Source organism: Paenibacillus sp. AR247 (assembly GCF_002968895.1).
Classification (GTDB): domain Bacteria; phylum Bacillota; class Bacilli; order Paenibacillales; family Paenibacillaceae; genus Paenibacillus_AQ; species Paenibacillus_AQ favisporus.
Map to the genome: position 1 here is coordinate 1,995,731 of NZ_PCZT01000009.1, position 16,300 is coordinate 2,012,030.

The following is a 16,300-nucleotide window of genomic DNA, read 5'->3' on the forward strand; positions in this document are numbered from 1 at the left end:
GTTCAGAATCAGCAGAAACCGGTCGAACGGCGATTGTTTAACAGCCATAGTTGATAAGCTCCTTCCTAATAAAGTCCTTCGCCCTCATTAAGCTTCTTGACGATAAAGTTGACCGTGAGCAGCAGCACGACGTTGATCACTGAGTTGAACAGGCCGACCGCCGCGGAATACGCATAGTCGCCGGACTGCAAACCGACCTTGTACACATAGGTGGCGATGATCTCGGAAGCCGGAAGGTTCATCGAGGTCTGCATCAGGTACGCTTTTTCAAACCCGATCGACATGATGCCTCCCGCCGCCAAAATGAACACGATGGCCATGATCGGCCGGATCGTCGGCAGGTCGATGTGGCGGATGCGCTGGAGCAGGTTCGCCCCGTCCAGGCTTGCCGCATTGTGCAACTCCGGGTCGACGTTCGCCAGAGCAGCCACGTAAATGATCGATGCCCAGCCGGCGCCCTGCCAGATGTCGGAGAGGATGTAGATCCAGCGGAAATATTTCGGCTCGGACATAAACATCAGCGGCTCTCCCATGATCCATGTCAGCAGATGGTTGACCGGTCCCGTCGGGGACAAAAAGATGAACAGCATACCCACGATGACAACCGCCGAAATGAAGTTCGGCGCGTACAGAAACAGCTGAACGTTCTTCTTCACACCCGCCCTCCGGACCTGATTGAGCATGAGCGCCAGCAGGATCGGCACGGGAAAACTGAAAATCAGTCCGAAGAAACTGAGTTTAAGCGTATTCATAAATATGACGTCGAAATTAGGCGAGGAGAGAAACTTCTCAAAATGCTTCAGTCCTACCCATTCGCTGCCCATGATGCCCTTGATCGGGCTGAAATCCTTAAAGGCGATAATCGCCCCGTACATCGGGACATATTTGAAAATCAGGGTCAGAATAAGCGCCGGAGCCAACAGCACGTACAGAAAATAATGCTTTCTGACCGTCTGCAGCACCCGCCCCGCAGAGCTCTTCCTCCTCACTGCCGCCGCCCTTGGATCCACTTCTACCGTATTTTCCAAAACCGTGACCTCCGTTCTTTGCGCAAAAAGTTTACATGCAGCTCACCGAAAGGGCTTACATCTGCACCTTTAAGGTGCCGCTGCTTTTACAATTTAGCAGACGATGTAATCTTCGTCAATAACTTTTGTAAATATTTATTTGTGCAATTGAACAATATAATTTGTTCATAAGGTTGATTATTTTGTTGAAATGTCACTTTTCCGGTCAATCCAGGGACCAACAGTTTCTTTCCTAAGCGTTGTCTGTCGGTCCCGATGCTGATTTGAGTATAAAGATTGCTATGTAAAGTCATCCACTTCAGTCGCATGTCATTTTGCACAGCGAAAGCATTATATATTTGTGCATTTGTAAAGTTAACATTGCTATTTGAAGCAATCTGGTATACATTGGTCATAGGATACCTGAGATCGAATGCATGCAGGTTTATGAGAGGAACTTCCTTCCGTATTAATAATCGTTAGAGGTGAACATCGAATACATGGGGAAAGAGAAAGTCACCATTCAGGATATCGCCGATGCGCTGGGCATTTCCCGGAACACGGCGTCCAAAGCGCTGAACGGCAGCGACAGCATACCGGGCGAGACCCGCAACCGGGTCATCAAGAAAGCGATCGAGCTGAAGTACAAGCAGTTTGCTTACATGGAAACCGAAAGCCTGATGCCGAAAAACCCCGGCAATATCGCCCTGCTGACGCAAAACATGCCTAGCATGTCGCATTTCGGGGCCAAGCTGATCAGCGGACTGGAGAAACGCATCAGCGGCGAAGGGTACAATTTATCCATTCATATCGTAAGGGACATCGAGCGAAGCTCCCTCCAGCTTCCGAACAATTTTGAAGCGTCCAAGGTGGACGGCATCATCTGCATCGAACTGTTCGACATGGCATACAGCAAGCTCATCACGAGTCTGGGGCTCCCAACCATATTCATCGACTGTGCGGCAGACATGTCTTATCCCGACCTTGAAGCCGACCTGCTACTGATGGAAAACGAACACAGCACCTATTTTATGACCAAACGGCTTATCGATGACGGCTGCGGCTCGCTCGGTTTTATCGGCGACTACAATCACTGCAAAAGCTTCAACGAGCGCTGGGCCGGCTTTAACCGGGCCCTTGTAGAAGCGGGAATTCCGCTGGACCGCAGCCAGTGCGTTCTGGAACCGGACCGCGAATTTTTCTCGGAGTCCGACTGGATGGAGCAGCGGCTGGACAAGATGCCAGACACGCCATCAGGCTTTGTATGCGCAAATGACTTTATCGCGGTCAACGTGATGAAGGCTTTGAAGAACCGTCAGATCGCCATTCCGGAGGACATCGTCGTGGCCGGATTCGACGACGCGCCCGAGTCGCGCATTGTCGAGCCTCGTTTGACGACTGTGCACATCTATAGTGACGAGATGGGCATTACCGCCGCCAATATGCTGCTCTCCCGCATCAAGGAGCCGGAGCAGCCTTACCAGGTCACGCATATCCAGACCAAGCCGCTGTTCCGGGAGTCGACGCAAGCCGCCCAATAATCCAGGCTCCAGGCAGCATGGCATAAGAACGAGCCAAGAGAGCAGTCTGTTTCTCCTGAATGCCGCTATCGAAGAACCAATCCGGTTACATCATACGAATATCCGCAGTCCGGCGCTTTGCAGTACAGCAGCCGGGCTTTTTTTCGGTGAAAGCCATTCATTTGATCCTATCGGCAGCTGGGCTATCCAAAGACCGCACAAAAGAACAGGCCGAACGGGCTCGATTGAGATAACGTAACAGGTGAAGGATTTTTTCAAACATGATTCATGAAAAGGAGACTCAGAGATGGTAAATGAAACGAAACCTTTTTGGTTTAAGCGGCTGCCGGTCCTTGCATCGCATCCTACGGTATGGGCTTCCCATATCGCCCAGCACTGGAGTATGGAGGCGTTCCGTCCCCAGAACCCCATGGATCCCGAGAAAGTGCGGCTTGCTCTCAGCGATTTCATGCCCGAACTGCTCCCCGAATACGAGGCCTTGCTGTCCGTTTCACCAGAACGTCCCGGCGAAGCTCAGCTGCTTGCTATGTATAACCTCCCTCCCTTCTTCTCCGGCTGCAGCAACTCGATATCCCACCGATTAGGCCATCATACTTTAATCCGAAATTACGACTTCAGCTTGGCCGGGTTCAGCGGCGTATTCCGTTACGAGCCATTGCCTGATGGAGGGTGGATCATGGGTTCCGCCGAAGGCGGCTGGGGCTATCTCGATGGCCTGAACCATCACGGTCTCGCAGCGGCTATCACGTTTGGCGGGGACTTCACGGTAGGTAACGGGTTCAGCATTCCGCTCATTGTCCGCTACCTCTTGGCCACTTCGGCAACGGTTCCTGAGGCAGTGGAACGGCTGTACTCGATCCCCCACCGGCTTGTTCAAAACATCTCGCTCTTGGATCGAGAAGGCCGTTTCAGCGTCGTCTACACCTCGCCGGAAGGCGTGAGCGCAGCTGACAGTCTCATTTGCTGCACGAATCATCAGAGACGAGTTCAAGATTCCGCGCACGACGAACACCGGACCGTGGAGCGGTTCGACCATCTTCTCAGAATGGGCGGTGCCGTATCGCCTCAGGATTTTCATAAAGAGCCGTTGTATCATCGCAAGTTTTCGAATCATTTCGGCACGCTTTATACGGTCGAAATCGATCCTGTAACGGAAACGGTTCATTATCACTGGCCTGAAGGACAGCAGCTTCTCGCCACGCCGGCGTCGCCAGAGGCTGAGATTAACATTCTATTGTCCGAGAATTAGGCGGGTAGGATATAGCATTTCTCTCAGGGAGGTATAAAAGCGAAACTAAATAGCCAGTCGCCGATTCATTATCGACGACTGGCTGCTTAAACGTGCAAGGTGTTTTGATCCCTGCCTTATAAACGGGGCCATTCCCCTTGTACGGTTGCTTTTTTTGAGAAATCCAGCAGCGATCTTCCGGATGATACCAAACTTGTTATCTCGCTCTTTTTTCTCCGTTAAGAAGTAGAGCAAAGCCAGCACCGGAAAAAGAACGCCAAGCCATATGGCCGCTTCCCATCCGCCTTGTGCATACGCCCATCCGCCTACTGCGGAACCAATAGCCCCGCCGGCGAAAAAGATAGCCATGAACAAGCCGTTCAGCCGGCTGCGAAGCTCTGCACCCAGTGCGAAAATGGAGCGCTGCCCGAGCACCAGATTGGCGGAAACGGCCATATCCAATACAATGGCGGCCACGACCAGGCTAATGATCGAAAGCAGGGAACCGCCATGGATCACAATAGGCAGGAGCATGGAAACGACAGCGAGTCCAAGGGCAATCCCTGTACCGGGGCGGATCCACCCTTTATCGGCAAGACGGCCGGCAACCGGCGCAGCCGCCGCTCCGGCTACCCCTACCAAGGCGAACAGGGCGACCCCTGTCTGGGAAAAATGAAATGCCGGGCTGACCAGCAGCATAGGAACCGTTGTCCAAAACAGGCTGAAGGAAGCAAACAGAAACGCGTGGTAAAGAGCTCTGCGCCGCAAAATCGGCGTCGTCTTCAGCAGCTTCAGCATCGACGACAGGATCTCCGGGTAGCTGATGGATGTTTGCGGACGTCTTGCCGGAAGCGCCTTGGCCAGCACCAGCGCAAGCACCAGAATCAGAACGGCGGACAGAATAAAGATGGCGTGCCATCCAAGGAAGTCTTCCACTAAGCTGGCAGCTGGACGGGCAAGCATGATACCAAGGAGCAGGCCGCTCATGACATTCCCCACATTGCGCCCCCGCGTTTCCTCAGGTGACAGATGAGCTGCGTACGGAACCAGGATCTGGGCGGCAACGGACCCTACGCCGATAAACAGCGATGCCGCAAGAAACAAAGCCGCGTTACGGACTTCAGCAGCGATGAGAAGCACGACCACGTTAAAGATCAGCAGGGTGACCACAAGCTTGCGGTTTTCGAGCAAATCTCCTAAGGGCACGATCAATAACAGGCCGATTCCGTAACCGATTTGAGTCAGGGTGACGATCAATCCCGCCGCCCCGGAGGATAATCCTAGGGCTGAGCTGATCGATCCTACGAGAGGCTGGGCATAATACAGGTTGGCAGCGATGATGCCGCAAGCGACGGCAAGGATCAGGTTGATCCAGGATGAAACGGCAGCGGCCTGAGGCTTTTCTTTTGCGATGGTACTCATAACATTTCTCCTTTGTTTGTAAGGCATCCTTTTTTCGGAACAATCGTTCCAGTTCAGGAACAGTCCGCCTCATGTTTTTTAACAAAAAATAATTTTTTCTCAGAAATTCATTTTTCGGAACAGTCGTTCCAATATAGCTAAAAAAATGCCTGCCGACGTTTCTTCGCAGAAGTCGGACCGCTAGCGGAAGTTTTTGTTGCCGATCAGGAAGCGGAGGCTTCGTTACAGCATGCCCAGCACCATTTCGATCATCTCCCGCGCCTTCGTGCTGTCCTGCTGAATTTTCGCCACCACGTTAACGCTGTGATTGAGATTAAGCATCATGAACGATAAGAGACGAATGTCTTTGTCGGGAGAAATTTCTCCGGTCTCCTGCCCTCTCTTTAATTTTTCGTAAAACAGCCGTTCCAGTTCATCAAAGCTATTCTTGACCATGTTCTGCAGCGGTTCGTCCATGGCGTCGAAACTCAGGGCTGCGTTCGTAATCATGCACCCATTGGGAAGGACTTCGTCCTGCGCGGCAAAAGCGCTCGTGATATGAATCTCGAAATACTGCCGGATGCCCTCAATGGCGGTAGGAGCGGCGATTAACACATCCCGCTTTCTTTGCGACAATTTTTTGTAGTGCTGGATCGCCTCGTAATACAGGGACTGCTTATCCTGGAATGTTTCATACAAACTGGAACGGCTAAGACCCATCGCTTCCAGCAAATCCGGTATGCTCGTCGCTTCGTAACCTTTCTTCCAGAACACCGTCATAGCTTTGCGGAGCACTTGATCCCGGTCAAATTCTTTGGTGCGTCCCATCGGCGCCACCTCCCTTTGAGCACAAGTATATACGAACTGGAACGAGTAGTCCAGTATTTTTTTAGCAGCGTCCTCACAACATGCAGACCGCCGGTGTTTCGGCGGCCTGCTGCATTCAACAGATCATCATCCAAGGGATCTGGGATTCAGACCCCTGGATGATGTATTTTTACGGCTGCTTAACCGTCTCCCCTGCCCACTCTTCCCCGCCTGCTTTTCTTGCCTTCACCGGATGATCCAGCGAGGCTTCGGCGATATCCTTATACGCCCAATATTCAGCAGGCACATCGCTCCAAGGCAGCGCGGCCGTTCCATAGAGCGGCCCGCGGCCGAGCGCTCGGTTCAGTGCCGTTACTGCCTCCGCGCGCGTCAGCGCCTTGGACGGGCGGAAGGTGCCGTCCGGGTAGCCGTTCAGAATGCCGGCTCCCTGCGCCTTCGCGATAGCGCTCTCCGCCCAGTGGCCCGCGGTATCGCGGAAGCCGCTGCCCACCGCGGAAGCAACCGGCTTCAGCCGGCTGGCGAGCGTGGCCATTTCGGCGCGCGTGATGGCCTGTTCCGGCTTGAAGGTGCCGTCTTCATAGCCCTTCATCAGGGCCCGCCGCCGTTACGGCCGCGATAGCCTTCCCGGCCCAGAAGCCGTCCTTCACGTCGCGGAACGCGCTGGCTGCCGTGCCGGGCGTGTCGCCTGCTGCCTGCGGAGCCGCTTTGGACAGAATGGCCGCCATCTCGGCGCGCGTAACCGGCTGATCCGGCCGGAATGTGCCGTCCGGATATCCCTGAATATATGCGGTATGCCGCTCATTCGGGGTATCGTCCTGATCCCCGGGTTCAGGCGTGGACGGAGGCGCTGTCGCTCCTGACGATGGTCCCCCAGAGCTTGATCCCGGGCCAGGTGCTGTTGGACCGGACGGCCCTGTTGGCGGGTTCGGCGTGCCGGGATCTACCGGGCCCGTGCCTGTGCCTGCCGCTGGCACGGTGAATTTCAGCTGGTCCACAAGCATCAGATCGCCCGATTTCTTCACCGCTTTCAGCGTATGGGTTCCGTCAGTCAAACTGGAAACGCTGTATAATGGCTGTGATACCAGGCGCTGATCGCTGTGGGCGCTGACAGTATTCTTCAGCACGCCATCCACGTACACGTCGATGTCTCCCAGCGCCGGTCCAACGGGACCCACCAGCTCCACGCCCGTCCCTTTGAACGTATAGGCGAGTTCATCACCGTTTGCTGCCGTATAATGGACGTCGTTCTGATAATCCCCTCCGAACGCGAACGCCAGCTGCAGCGTTCCGGCCGGCTGGGCGGCCAGATAAGCTTTGCTTAGAATCACCCGGCTGCCTTCAACCGTATAATCGGTTCCTTCGACGAGCCGGTTCTTCCCGTTCGCTATGCCGCTGAACAATTGCGGCTGCTGCAGCAAGGTGACCGCCACATCCTTCTGGTTAACCGCTGACTTGTCAAACACGGCCGATACCGGGCTGATCAAGTCGGGGATTTCGACTTTGAGCATATCCACCAGCATGAAGCGGCCGGATTTCTTCACAACTTTCAGCGTATGAAACCCTTCCTTCAGCCCGCTCACGCTGTACAGCTTCTGCTGCGGCTGGCGCTGCTCGCTGTATGAGCTCACGGTTTTCTGAAACTCGCCGTCCAGGTAAATATCCATGTCTCCCTGCGACGGGTCGATCTCGGTAAAGAACTGGATGCCCGTTCCCCGGAACGTATGCTCAAAGGAATCGCCGTTGGCTTCCGTATAGTGCACATCGTCCTTGTAGTCACCGAAATTCCTTCCGGTGCTGCGGTTCCAGGCTCCATGATAGACGATACCCGGATCGTCATCGTTCAGAGTCGTATAGCGCACCGTCTCCGCACCGGTCATATGGACGGTCAGCGTCTGCGGATCGCCAGCGCTGAACATAAATTTGAGCGTGATGTCATCACCCGGCAGCCCCGCCAAAAATTCCTTTTTGATCGTCACCGTATCCTGGTCAACGGCATACTCATTCTCCGTTAAAGGCTGCCCGTCGTATTCTACGGCGGTCAAGGTGTTGCCGTTAAGCCCCAGCTTCACGAACAAGTCCTGCTGCTGGCCGGCGCTTTTGTCGAAGCTGGCCTCCTTCGGGTCGATCGAGCTGTTCTGCGCCGCTTTGTCGCGGATGTCCACGCTCAGCACCTCGCTGTCCCCGCCTTCAAACCTAAAGCTCAGTGCTGCCGGACCCTCCGGCTGCTTGGCAAGATAAGCTTTGCTGATGGTTACCGTGCCGCCGCTTACCGTATAATCGCTGCCTTTCTTCAGCGGATCGGCGCCGTTGTGAATGGCCGTAAGCGAACCGCTCCCCAGCGTCAGATTCACGGCAAGGTCGGACGGATTAGCAGCCTCCCTGTCATAGCTGGCGGATACCGGGTCGATCAGATGGCTTGCCGTCACCTTCAGCGCGTCCAGCAGCATGTATGTGCCCGTTTTTTTGACCGCCTTGATCGTATGCGGACCTTCCGCAAGCCCAGATACGGTGTACACCACCTGCTGCGCCTGCTTACTGCCTTCCGTATACGTGCTGACCGTTTCCGGATCAGCCGCTCCGTCCAAGTAGACGTCTACATCCCCTTGCTCCGGATCCTTTTCCGTAATCAGGTCAATGCCGCTGCCGTTAAAGGAATATTCGAAGTAGTCACCGTCCGTTTCGGTAAAATGAACATCCCCTTTATAGTCCCCCGCTAGCCGGTCTCCCTGTGACGACCAGCTGCCGCTGTATGTAATTCCAGGATCATTATCGTTGATATATACCGAATGAGTGACCGTCGCTTCTACGGATGCAGGGACATCCGCTTCGCTCTTGTCCGAGGAGCTGGAAATCGGCTCTCCGGAGTCAGAATTCTGGCTGCCCGCGGCTGCATCAGGCTGGACGCCAACGGATTGGCCGGCGCCATCCGGTTGAACATCACTCGCTGCATCCAACTGAACGCCGCCTGCGTATTCCTGCTGACCGTCACCCGCTTCCTCCGGCTGAACGCCGCCTTCGTCTTGCTCGGGTCCTACACCCTGTACGGATGCAGAGTCTTTAATCGTCACAGCCAGATTTTGCACGGCTGGCGTCTGCTCGTAGCCGCCGTTCCGCTGCCAGTCCCCGGTATATCGGATGCCCGTATCGTCGTCATTGACCGCCGACGTTCCTTGGACAGCCGTTACCTTGAACATTCGGGAAGCATGAGGCTCCAATACGGCTGCATATCCGTCATCAAAAGCTCCCAGCTCCGTATGGCTCCACAAGTCCCTCACCTTGGCCGAGCCGGTCAGACCGATGTCCTTCCAGCTAACCTTGACTTCGGTACTGCGGCTGCCCAGATTGAACAAGGCGACGCTGTAAGTGCCGTCCCCGTTGTTCGCGTACCACACCTGCTGCTGGGTGTCCATCGACACCGGGTGGGCCGGGCGTCCCGCCTGATTGACGGCGATCACCTCGTCGTTGGTCAGCAGCTTGAGCCCGTAGTCATCCAGCCGGGTCATATCGTTGCCGATATAAAGCGGCGCCGCCGATATCGCCCAGAAGGTCATGGCCGTCTGGCGCTCGTCTTTGGTCAAGCCGTCCATCGAGCCGTTACCGACGTTCAGGGAATCAAAGTCGTTCCAGCCGGTGGCCGGCCCGGCGTCCCTCCACCATACGGCCGCATCCGGGAACAGGCGGGCGATATTGGCCCACTGTGTCAGCCCGACATTGCTGTCATAGGCTTCCACATCCCATTGAATGCGCCAGCCGTTGGCATACTTTTTCCAAAACTCCACGTAGTTGTGGTCCAGCGCCCACGAGATCTCGAACCAGATGTCGTGTCGCGCGAGCGCCTCGGACCAGGCCTTCACGTCCCCGCGGGAGTCGAGGTTCAGGTTGTTGTTGCCCGATCCCGGCGTGACGCTGTCGAATTTGACAAAATCGATCCCCCAATCCCCAAGCATGTCGGCAATGGAGTCTACATACTTTTGCGCACACGGGTTGCTGAAGTCGATTTTGTACGTGTACGAGTTCCAGGCATCGACGATCTTGAGCGGCTGTGCCGCAATGTCGCGGACCCGGCAGGCGCCGCCCGTCCCATAAACTTCGAGATCCTTCTTATAGGCATCAATCGACAGGCCGGGAATCAGATAAATACCGATTTTCTGCCCGTTATGGTGCACGTAATCGATGACCTCCTGAAATCCGTTCGGATACAGTTTCGTGCTCGGAATCGGTCTGCCGTACTCGTCCATGTCTCCGTTCCAGCCCGCATCAATATTAATGTAGTTGTATCCGTGGGACTGCAGCTTGTCACGCATCGCGTCGGACTGCTTCTTGATGCTCTCCGCCGACGTCCAGTTGCCCGCAGAATCATACACCTGCATACTGTAGCTGCTCCAGCCCATGTACGGCTTTTGGGCCAATTCCTTGTTAGCCGCTTCGGCCACGTTGAGCTTTTGTCCAGCCCATCCGGTCTGCACCAGTACCAGCGTCACCAGCAGGATAAGCCCCATCTTCCTTCCCAACCGCTTCATCATAATTCCATCATCTCCTCCCAGCATGAAAAACTTAGAGGCGCCTTCGCGTTTTACGGATGACCTTATTTCGGACCGCTTGACGGATGCTGGCTTCCAGGACGCTGACGCCACAGACGGCCGGCCACCGAACACGAAATGACAGCGCTTTCTATACTGCTGATGATAGGGACTTCCTCATTTTCTGAACAGGTACATCTGGGTGTTCCGGCGTACACTTTTCCCAAAAAACTGGTGATTTGTCCGGCCAGCAAGGGATTTTTTCAGTTATGGGTGTTCAAAAAAAAGCAGCTTTTTCCCAATTCTTCACAGGGTATCGGCTGCCTCAAACCAAAAAACCGGGGAGTCTCCCCGGTTTCCAGAGCACCTGCATTTAAATTGTCCAGCGACTGATTTATTCAGGAACGATTAACGGGAAGTATATCCAGCGTCGACGTGAAGCGTCGTTCCCGTGTTTGAGCATCTGCTGAAGCTTATCCTTCATGCACAAGGCTGTGCCCGTCAAAATGTACTGAGATCAGCCGGTCCCAGTAAGACTCGACAAAAAATGCGGCCGGGCTTGTCATCCGCTCCTAAGTTAATTCTATTATGAAATAAAGTCGAGCAGCCCGCTTGGTTTAAATCCTTTTTTTGGATACTAGCATCGATTGGATGTTCTTCTATACGACATGCGAAAAACCTACTAAATCCCTCGACATTACAAAGTCCCAGCAAACATACCGCAGCCGAGATCCCAATCCCCGGTTACTACGTGCTTCACTTCCCTTTCGATATCTTCTAGCCTATTTTCAAATAAGTTAATTTCATTTTGAATAAAAGATGTTATAATACAGACAGAATTTAACTCGAGGTGACGTGTTGTGCATACCGACAAGACATCAAAAGCGTACCTGCTGCTTCAATTGTTTTGGATTTTTTTCAAAATCGGTCCGGCGACGTTTGGCGGCGGATACGCCATGATGCCGATGATCGAGAAGGAATTCGTCGATAAACGCAAATGGATGGACCGCCAGGAAATGAGCGATTTAATGTCGCTCGCGGGCTCGGCGCCCGGCGGAGTCGGGGTGAACGCTTCGGCCTTTCTGGGATACCGGCTGGGCAAAATTCCCGGCGCACTGGCAGCCACGCTGGGCATAACGCTCCCTACGTTTATCATCGTTTTTCTGCTGAGCGTGTTCTACTCGATGTTCCGCGAGGAGCCCAAAGTCCAGGCCGCCTTCAAAGGCATTCACGGTGCTGTCATCGGACTGATCGCAGTGGCCGCGTTCAAAATGGGCAAAAATGCTCTGTTTGACCGGACGACCGTCATCACCGCCGCCGGCTCGCTGGCCCTGCTTCTGCTGACCGGACTGAACCCCATGGTTCTGATTGCGGTCGGGCTGTTGCTCGGCATCACCGTCATCCGGCTGAAGAAGCGGCTGGGGCTTCCTGTTCACACCGAAAGGGCACGCCAGGAGAACGAGCCGGTCATCGAATATTACATCTAGGAGGAGTCCCATGCTGTTCATCGAATATTACATCTAGGAGGAGTCCCATGCTGTTCTGGCAATTATTTATCTCATTTTTAAAAATCGGGTTTCTCTCCTTCGGCGGAGGTTATGCGGTCATCCCGATGATCCAGTACGAAGTGCAGCAGCACGGGTGGCTGAGCACCGGGGAATTTCAGCGGACGGTATCGATTGCGGGCATGTCGCCCGGCCCGATCGCCACCAACAGCGCGACGCTGATCGGCTACCAGACCGCCGGCCTGGCTGGAGCCGTTACCGCCACCGCCGGCATCGTTCTGCCTTCCCTGCTCATTGTGATCCTGATTGCGGCTTTCTTTTATCGGATGAATGCTAACCCCTGGGTCAAATCCTCCTTTTACGGCCTCCGGCCGATCATTACCGGACTTATCGTCTATGCGGCCATCCACTTCGGTTTCCCCAATCCGTCGGAAGCCATCTATCACTGGACGACCTTCGCCACGCTGCTGATCGGCGTGCTGGCGTTTGTCGCGATCACCAAATACAAACTGCATCCGGTAACCGTCATTGTTTGTTCCGGATTTGCGGGTATCGTGCTGTTTTAATTGAGTGAAATTAAATTTCCTATGCCTTTACGGGGATAATAAATTATTATAGAATGAACTTTCAAAAATAAACTGGGGGAACTTCTATGACTACACCACCAAAAAACCCAGCGGCATCAGGAAAAAAAGACCAGTTTTCATCCGCAGGCTTTATCCTGGCCGCCATCGGGAGCTCTGTGGGTCTCGGGAATATGTGGAAATTTCCGTACATCACCGGACAAAACGGCGGCGCAGCCTTCTTTCTGCTCTTTATCGTTTGCTTGATCGTCATTGGTTTACCTGTTTTGCTCGCTGAGCTTGCCATCGGACGCGCGGGCAGAGGCAGTGCGGCCACTTCGTTTGTGAAAGCGGGCGGCAGCAAAGTGTTCGGCCGTCTCGGCCTGCTGCAGGTTATCGCGCCTTTTCTGATTCTGACTTTCTACGTCATCGTCGCGGGTTGGACGCTGCATTACGCCGTGCAGTCTTTCAGCGGACACCTGTACAGCAATCCGGATTTCAAAGGACAGTTCAATTCGTTTATCGGCGGCTACATGCCGATCGTATGGCAAGCTGTCGCCATCCTGATTACCGGCTTTGTCGTGGTCAAAGGGATTTCCGGCGGCATCGAAAAGTTTAACAAAGTGCTGATCCCGGGATTGATCATCCTGCTCATCATCCTGATGATTCGTGCCGTATCCCTGCCTGGCGCGGGTGAAGGCGTATCGTTTTTCTTGAATCCAGACTTCTCCAAGCTGACGCCGGAATCGGCACTAGTCGCTTTGGGACATGCCTTCTTCTCCCTTTCGTTGGGGATGGGCATCCTGCTTACGTATGGCGCTTATGTGGACAAGCGCCAGTCACTCGGAACCGCCACGATTGCCATCGGCGCTGGCGACCTGATCTATGCGTTCGTTGCCGGGCTGATCATTTTCCCGACGACCGCTTCGTTCGGTATCGAGCCCGACTCCGGGCCAAGTCTGGTGTTCATCGCCCTGCCGGCCGCCTTTTCGGCCATGCCGTTCGGTGCGTTCTTCGGGGGGCTGTTCTTCGTCCTGCTGGCGATCGCCGCCTTGACGTCGGCGGTATCGCTGCTGGAAGTGCCGGTAACGTACCTGATGGACCGCTGGAAATGGGGCCGTACGAAATCGGTAGTCATCATCAGCGTGCTCGTGCTGCTGCTCGGCCTTCCGTCTGCGCTGTCCTTCGGCATCGTGCCGGGTCTGTCGGAAATGGGCAGTAAAAACTTCTTTGACTGGCTCGACTTCATTACGTCCAACATTTTGCTGCCGGTCGGCGGGCTGATCACCACCATTTTCGCCGGGTACTTCTGGAAAGGTGCTGCCGAAGCGGCCGGCCTCAAATCGGGATGGTTCCGGGTATGGCTGTTCATGCTTCGCTACGTCGCTCCGATTCTGGTGCTGCTCGTACTGCTCGACACAACGGGCATTCTGAAGCTGAAATAACGACGAAACTACAACAAAAGCAATCTCCGGGGCTGTTCACGACAGCGCTGTGGAGATTGCTTTTTTATGTGAATTGAACGTATAACTGCTGATCTTCATGATCGGGATGGCAAGAAAAACTTCCGCTGTACGCGGTTGTCGTGCAATCCTAAGATGGATCCGCTGCTCCACTCGCGGCGAGGCGGTGCGCCCATCCCCCGCATCCTTCCGGCAAGCCCAAAGCAGACTTACTTAGACCAGTTCGAGCACAGTCACCGACTTGGAAGGCAGCTCGACGACCAGGTGCGTCCCATCCGTCTTGAACGCATCGAACGGCTTCGGCGCGATCCGGTCGGGCTGTTCAAACGTGTTATGCGCATCCAGCTCCTCCGAGGTCAGCGTCGTTCCGGTCACCGTCAGCGATGCCGCCGAAATGCCGCGCAGGTCGATCGTTACGGTCGAAGCGCTCTCGTCGTTCAAATTGCACAAGCTGATATGGATTTTTCCTTCGGCGTCCCGCGAGGCGGTTCCCGTCACTTCCGGAATGGACCGGCCGAAGGCGCTGTATGTACCGCTCTCCAGATTCAGATCCAGCAGCTCCGCATCCTGATGCACTTTATACATATCGAACACATGGTACGTCGGGGTCAGGGCGATTTTTTCGCCTTCGGTCAAAATGACTGCCTGCAGCACGTTGATCGTCTGGGCGATGTTGGCCATCCGCACCCGGTTGCAATGCTTATGGAAAATGTTCAGGGTTAGTCCCGCCACAAGCGCGTCCCGCAGCGAGTTTTGCTGATACAAGAATCCCGGATTGGTTCCCGGTTCCACGTCATACCAGGTTCCCCATTCGTCGACGATCAGTCCGATCCGTTGGTCAGGATCATATTTGTCCATAATCGTGCTGTGCTTGGTGATGAGCTCATCCATAAACAGCGCCTTTTCCAGCGTGGTGAACCATTCTTCGCGGTTGAATCCGGTAGCCGGCCCCTTGTTCCCCCATGTTCCCGGGACGGTATAATAGTGCAGCGTAATGGAATCCATATACCGTGCGGCCTCGCGCATCAGCACGTCCATCCAGTTGTAATCGTCCGAGTTCGGGCCGCAGGCGATGCGGTGAATCCGGTTGTCCCCGTAGTTGCGGACATACGTCTGGTACTGGCGGTACAAATCCGCATAGTATTCCGGCCGCATGTTGCCGCCGCAGCCCCAGTTTTCATTGCCTACTCCAAAATAGGTGACCGACCAAGGCTGTTCGCGCCCGTTCTCTTCGCGCAGCTCTGCCATCGGCGATACGCCTCCGAATGTCAGGTACTCCACCCATTCCGACATTTCCTGCACGGTACCGCTTCCAACATTGCCGTTAATATAAGGCTCACAGCCGATTTGGGCACATAATTCCATGAATTCATGCGTACCGAAGTGATTGTTCTCCACCACGCCGCCCCAGTGGGTATTAATCATCCGTTTGCGGTTTTCCCGCGGTCCGATGCCGTCCTTCCAATGGTACTCGTCCGCAAAACAACCGCCCGGCCAGCGCAGCACCGGTACCCGGATTTGCTTCAGCGCCTCCACGACGTCATTGCGAATGCCGTTCGTGTTCGGAATCGGCGAATCCTCCCCGACCCAGATGCCTTCGTAAATGCACCGCCCCAAATGCTCCGAGAAGTGTCCGTAAATGTTTTTATTGATTTTACCTTTAATCTTGTCTGCGTTTAATACGCTGCTCATCCAATAGCCTCCTCTTTCCCGATTTTCTCCCACACAGTATAGTAGCTTGTGTGTTATGCCACAATGATTTATACTGGCCAAAAACTGACCTATCGTGCTTTTTATGGAGGAGGCATTTATGATTCAATTAGTCAGCTGCGGGCACAACTTCGTTCACTCGGACGGGATCCGGATCGACCGCAGCAGCGGGGCCGGGAATTACGCTTTTGTCCTTTTTCGGAGCAAAGCGGAAGTGGTGATTGACGGCACGGCTTATACCGTGGATAACAATGCCTACATCTTGATGCAGCCCAGCACTCCTTACATGTACCGGGACTTGGAGAAGCCCTTTGTCAACGACTGGTTCCACTGTGAAGGAACGGAGCTAGGCGCATATCTGCAGCAGCTTCAGCTTCCGCTTGACCGTCCGGCCGAAGCGGCTACCCGGCGTCCGTGTCCCGGGGCATCATGGAACTTCAAAACGTGAACTGGCTGGGCGGGCCCCACCGTTTGGAAATTATCGACCTGGACCTGCGCAGCCTGCTGATGAAGCTCGCCAATTGGCGGTACCTC

12 protein-coding genes are annotated in these 16,300 nt (G+C 54.6%); 6 read left to right on the forward strand and 6 right to left on the reverse strand.

Annotated elements, in window-relative coordinates; translation table 11 throughout:
• Positions 1-65: 65 nt before the first annotated feature.
• A complete protein-coding gene (locus CPT76_RS17830; RefSeq protein ID WP_258168650.1) occupies positions 66-989 on the reverse strand; it encodes an ABC transporter permease in 924 nt (307 codons plus the stop codon).
• Between the two features lie 518 nt (positions 990-1,507).
• On the opposite strand from CPT76_RS17830, the gene CPT76_RS17835 reads away from it, so the two are divergent.
• Together CPT76_RS17835 and CPT76_RS17840 are read left to right on the forward strand one after the other, a co-directional pair.
• Positions 1,508-2,548, forward strand: a complete 1,041-nt coding sequence (locus tag CPT76_RS17835; RefSeq protein WP_105443790.1) for a LacI family DNA-binding transcriptional regulator — start codon at positions 1,508-1,510, stop codon at positions 2,546-2,548.
• A gap of 286 nt (positions 2,549-2,834) precedes the next feature.
• Positions 2,835-3,797, forward strand: coding sequence for a C45 family peptidase (locus CPT76_RS17840; RefSeq protein WP_105443791.1), 963 nt, complete (start codon positions 2,835-2,837; stop codon positions 3,795-3,797).
• A 45-nt stretch (positions 3,798-3,842) separates the two neighbouring features.
• Here CPT76_RS17840 and CPT76_RS17845 read toward each other — a convergent pair whose 3' ends face one another.
• From CPT76_RS17845 to CPT76_RS17860, 4 genes are all read right to left on the reverse strand, one after another.
• The gene (locus CPT76_RS17845) at positions 3,843-5,198 is read right to left on the reverse strand and encodes an MFS transporter (protein ID WP_105443792.1); all 1,356 of its coding nucleotides are present in this window, start codon (positions 5,196-5,198) and stop codon (positions 3,843-3,845) included.
• 222 nt (positions 5,199-5,420) lie between these two features.
• The gene (locus tag CPT76_RS17850) at positions 5,421-6,005 is read right to left on the reverse strand and encodes a TetR/AcrR family transcriptional regulator (protein ID WP_105443793.1); all 585 of its coding nucleotides are present in this window, start codon (positions 6,003-6,005) and stop codon (positions 5,421-5,423) included.
• Between the two features lie 169 nt (positions 6,006-6,174).
• Entirely contained in the window at positions 6,175-6,594 is a 420-nt protein-coding gene (locus CPT76_RS17855; protein WP_105443794.1) for an S-layer homology domain-containing protein, read from the reverse strand.
• Positions 6,581-10,528 carry a X2-like carbohydrate binding domain-containing protein gene (locus CPT76_RS17860; protein WP_181152901.1) on the reverse strand — a complete coding sequence of 1,316 codons (3,948 nt, stop codon included), beginning with the start codon at positions 10,526-10,528 and terminating at the stop codon, positions 6,581-6,583. The genes CPT76_RS17855 and CPT76_RS17860 overlap by 14 nt, the downstream gene beginning before the upstream one ends.
• An 857-nt stretch (positions 10,529-11,385) precedes the next feature.
• Here CPT76_RS17860 and CPT76_RS17865 point away from each other — a divergent pair.
• The 3 genes from CPT76_RS17865 (at position 11,386) to CPT76_RS17875 (ending at position 14,038) form a co-directional block, all read left to right on the forward strand.
• A complete protein-coding gene (locus tag CPT76_RS17865; protein ID WP_105443796.1) occupies positions 11,386-12,012 on the forward strand; it encodes a chromate transporter in 627 nt (208 codons plus the stop codon).
• Positions 12,013-12,059: 47 nt separating this feature from the next.
• The gene (locus tag CPT76_RS17870) at positions 12,060-12,596 is read left to right on the forward strand and encodes a chromate transporter (RefSeq protein WP_105443797.1); all 537 of its coding nucleotides are present in this window, start codon (positions 12,060-12,062) and stop codon (positions 12,594-12,596) included.
• Positions 12,597-12,682: 86 nt separating this feature from the next.
• On the forward strand, positions 12,683-14,038 hold the full coding sequence (locus tag CPT76_RS17875; RefSeq protein ID WP_105443798.1) for a sodium-dependent transporter: 1,356 nt from the start codon (positions 12,683-12,685) through the stop codon (positions 14,036-14,038).
• Positions 14,039-14,269: 231 nt separating this feature from the next.
• On the opposite strand, the gene CPT76_RS17880 is transcribed toward CPT76_RS17875, so the two are convergent.
• Positions 14,270-15,748: an alpha-N-arabinofuranosidase gene (locus tag CPT76_RS17880; protein ID WP_105443799.1), complete on the reverse strand. Its 1,479-nt coding sequence runs from the start codon at positions 15,746-15,748 to the stop codon at positions 14,270-14,272.
• A 118-nt stretch (positions 15,749-15,866) separates the two neighbouring features.
• On the opposite strand from CPT76_RS17880, the gene CPT76_RS17885 reads away from it, so the two are divergent.
• Positions 15,867-16,214 (forward strand): hypothetical protein, encoded by a 348-nt coding sequence (locus CPT76_RS17885; RefSeq protein ID WP_105443800.1) that lies wholly within the window; start codon positions 15,867-15,869, stop codon positions 16,212-16,214.
• Positions 16,215-16,300: the final 86 nt, after the last annotated feature.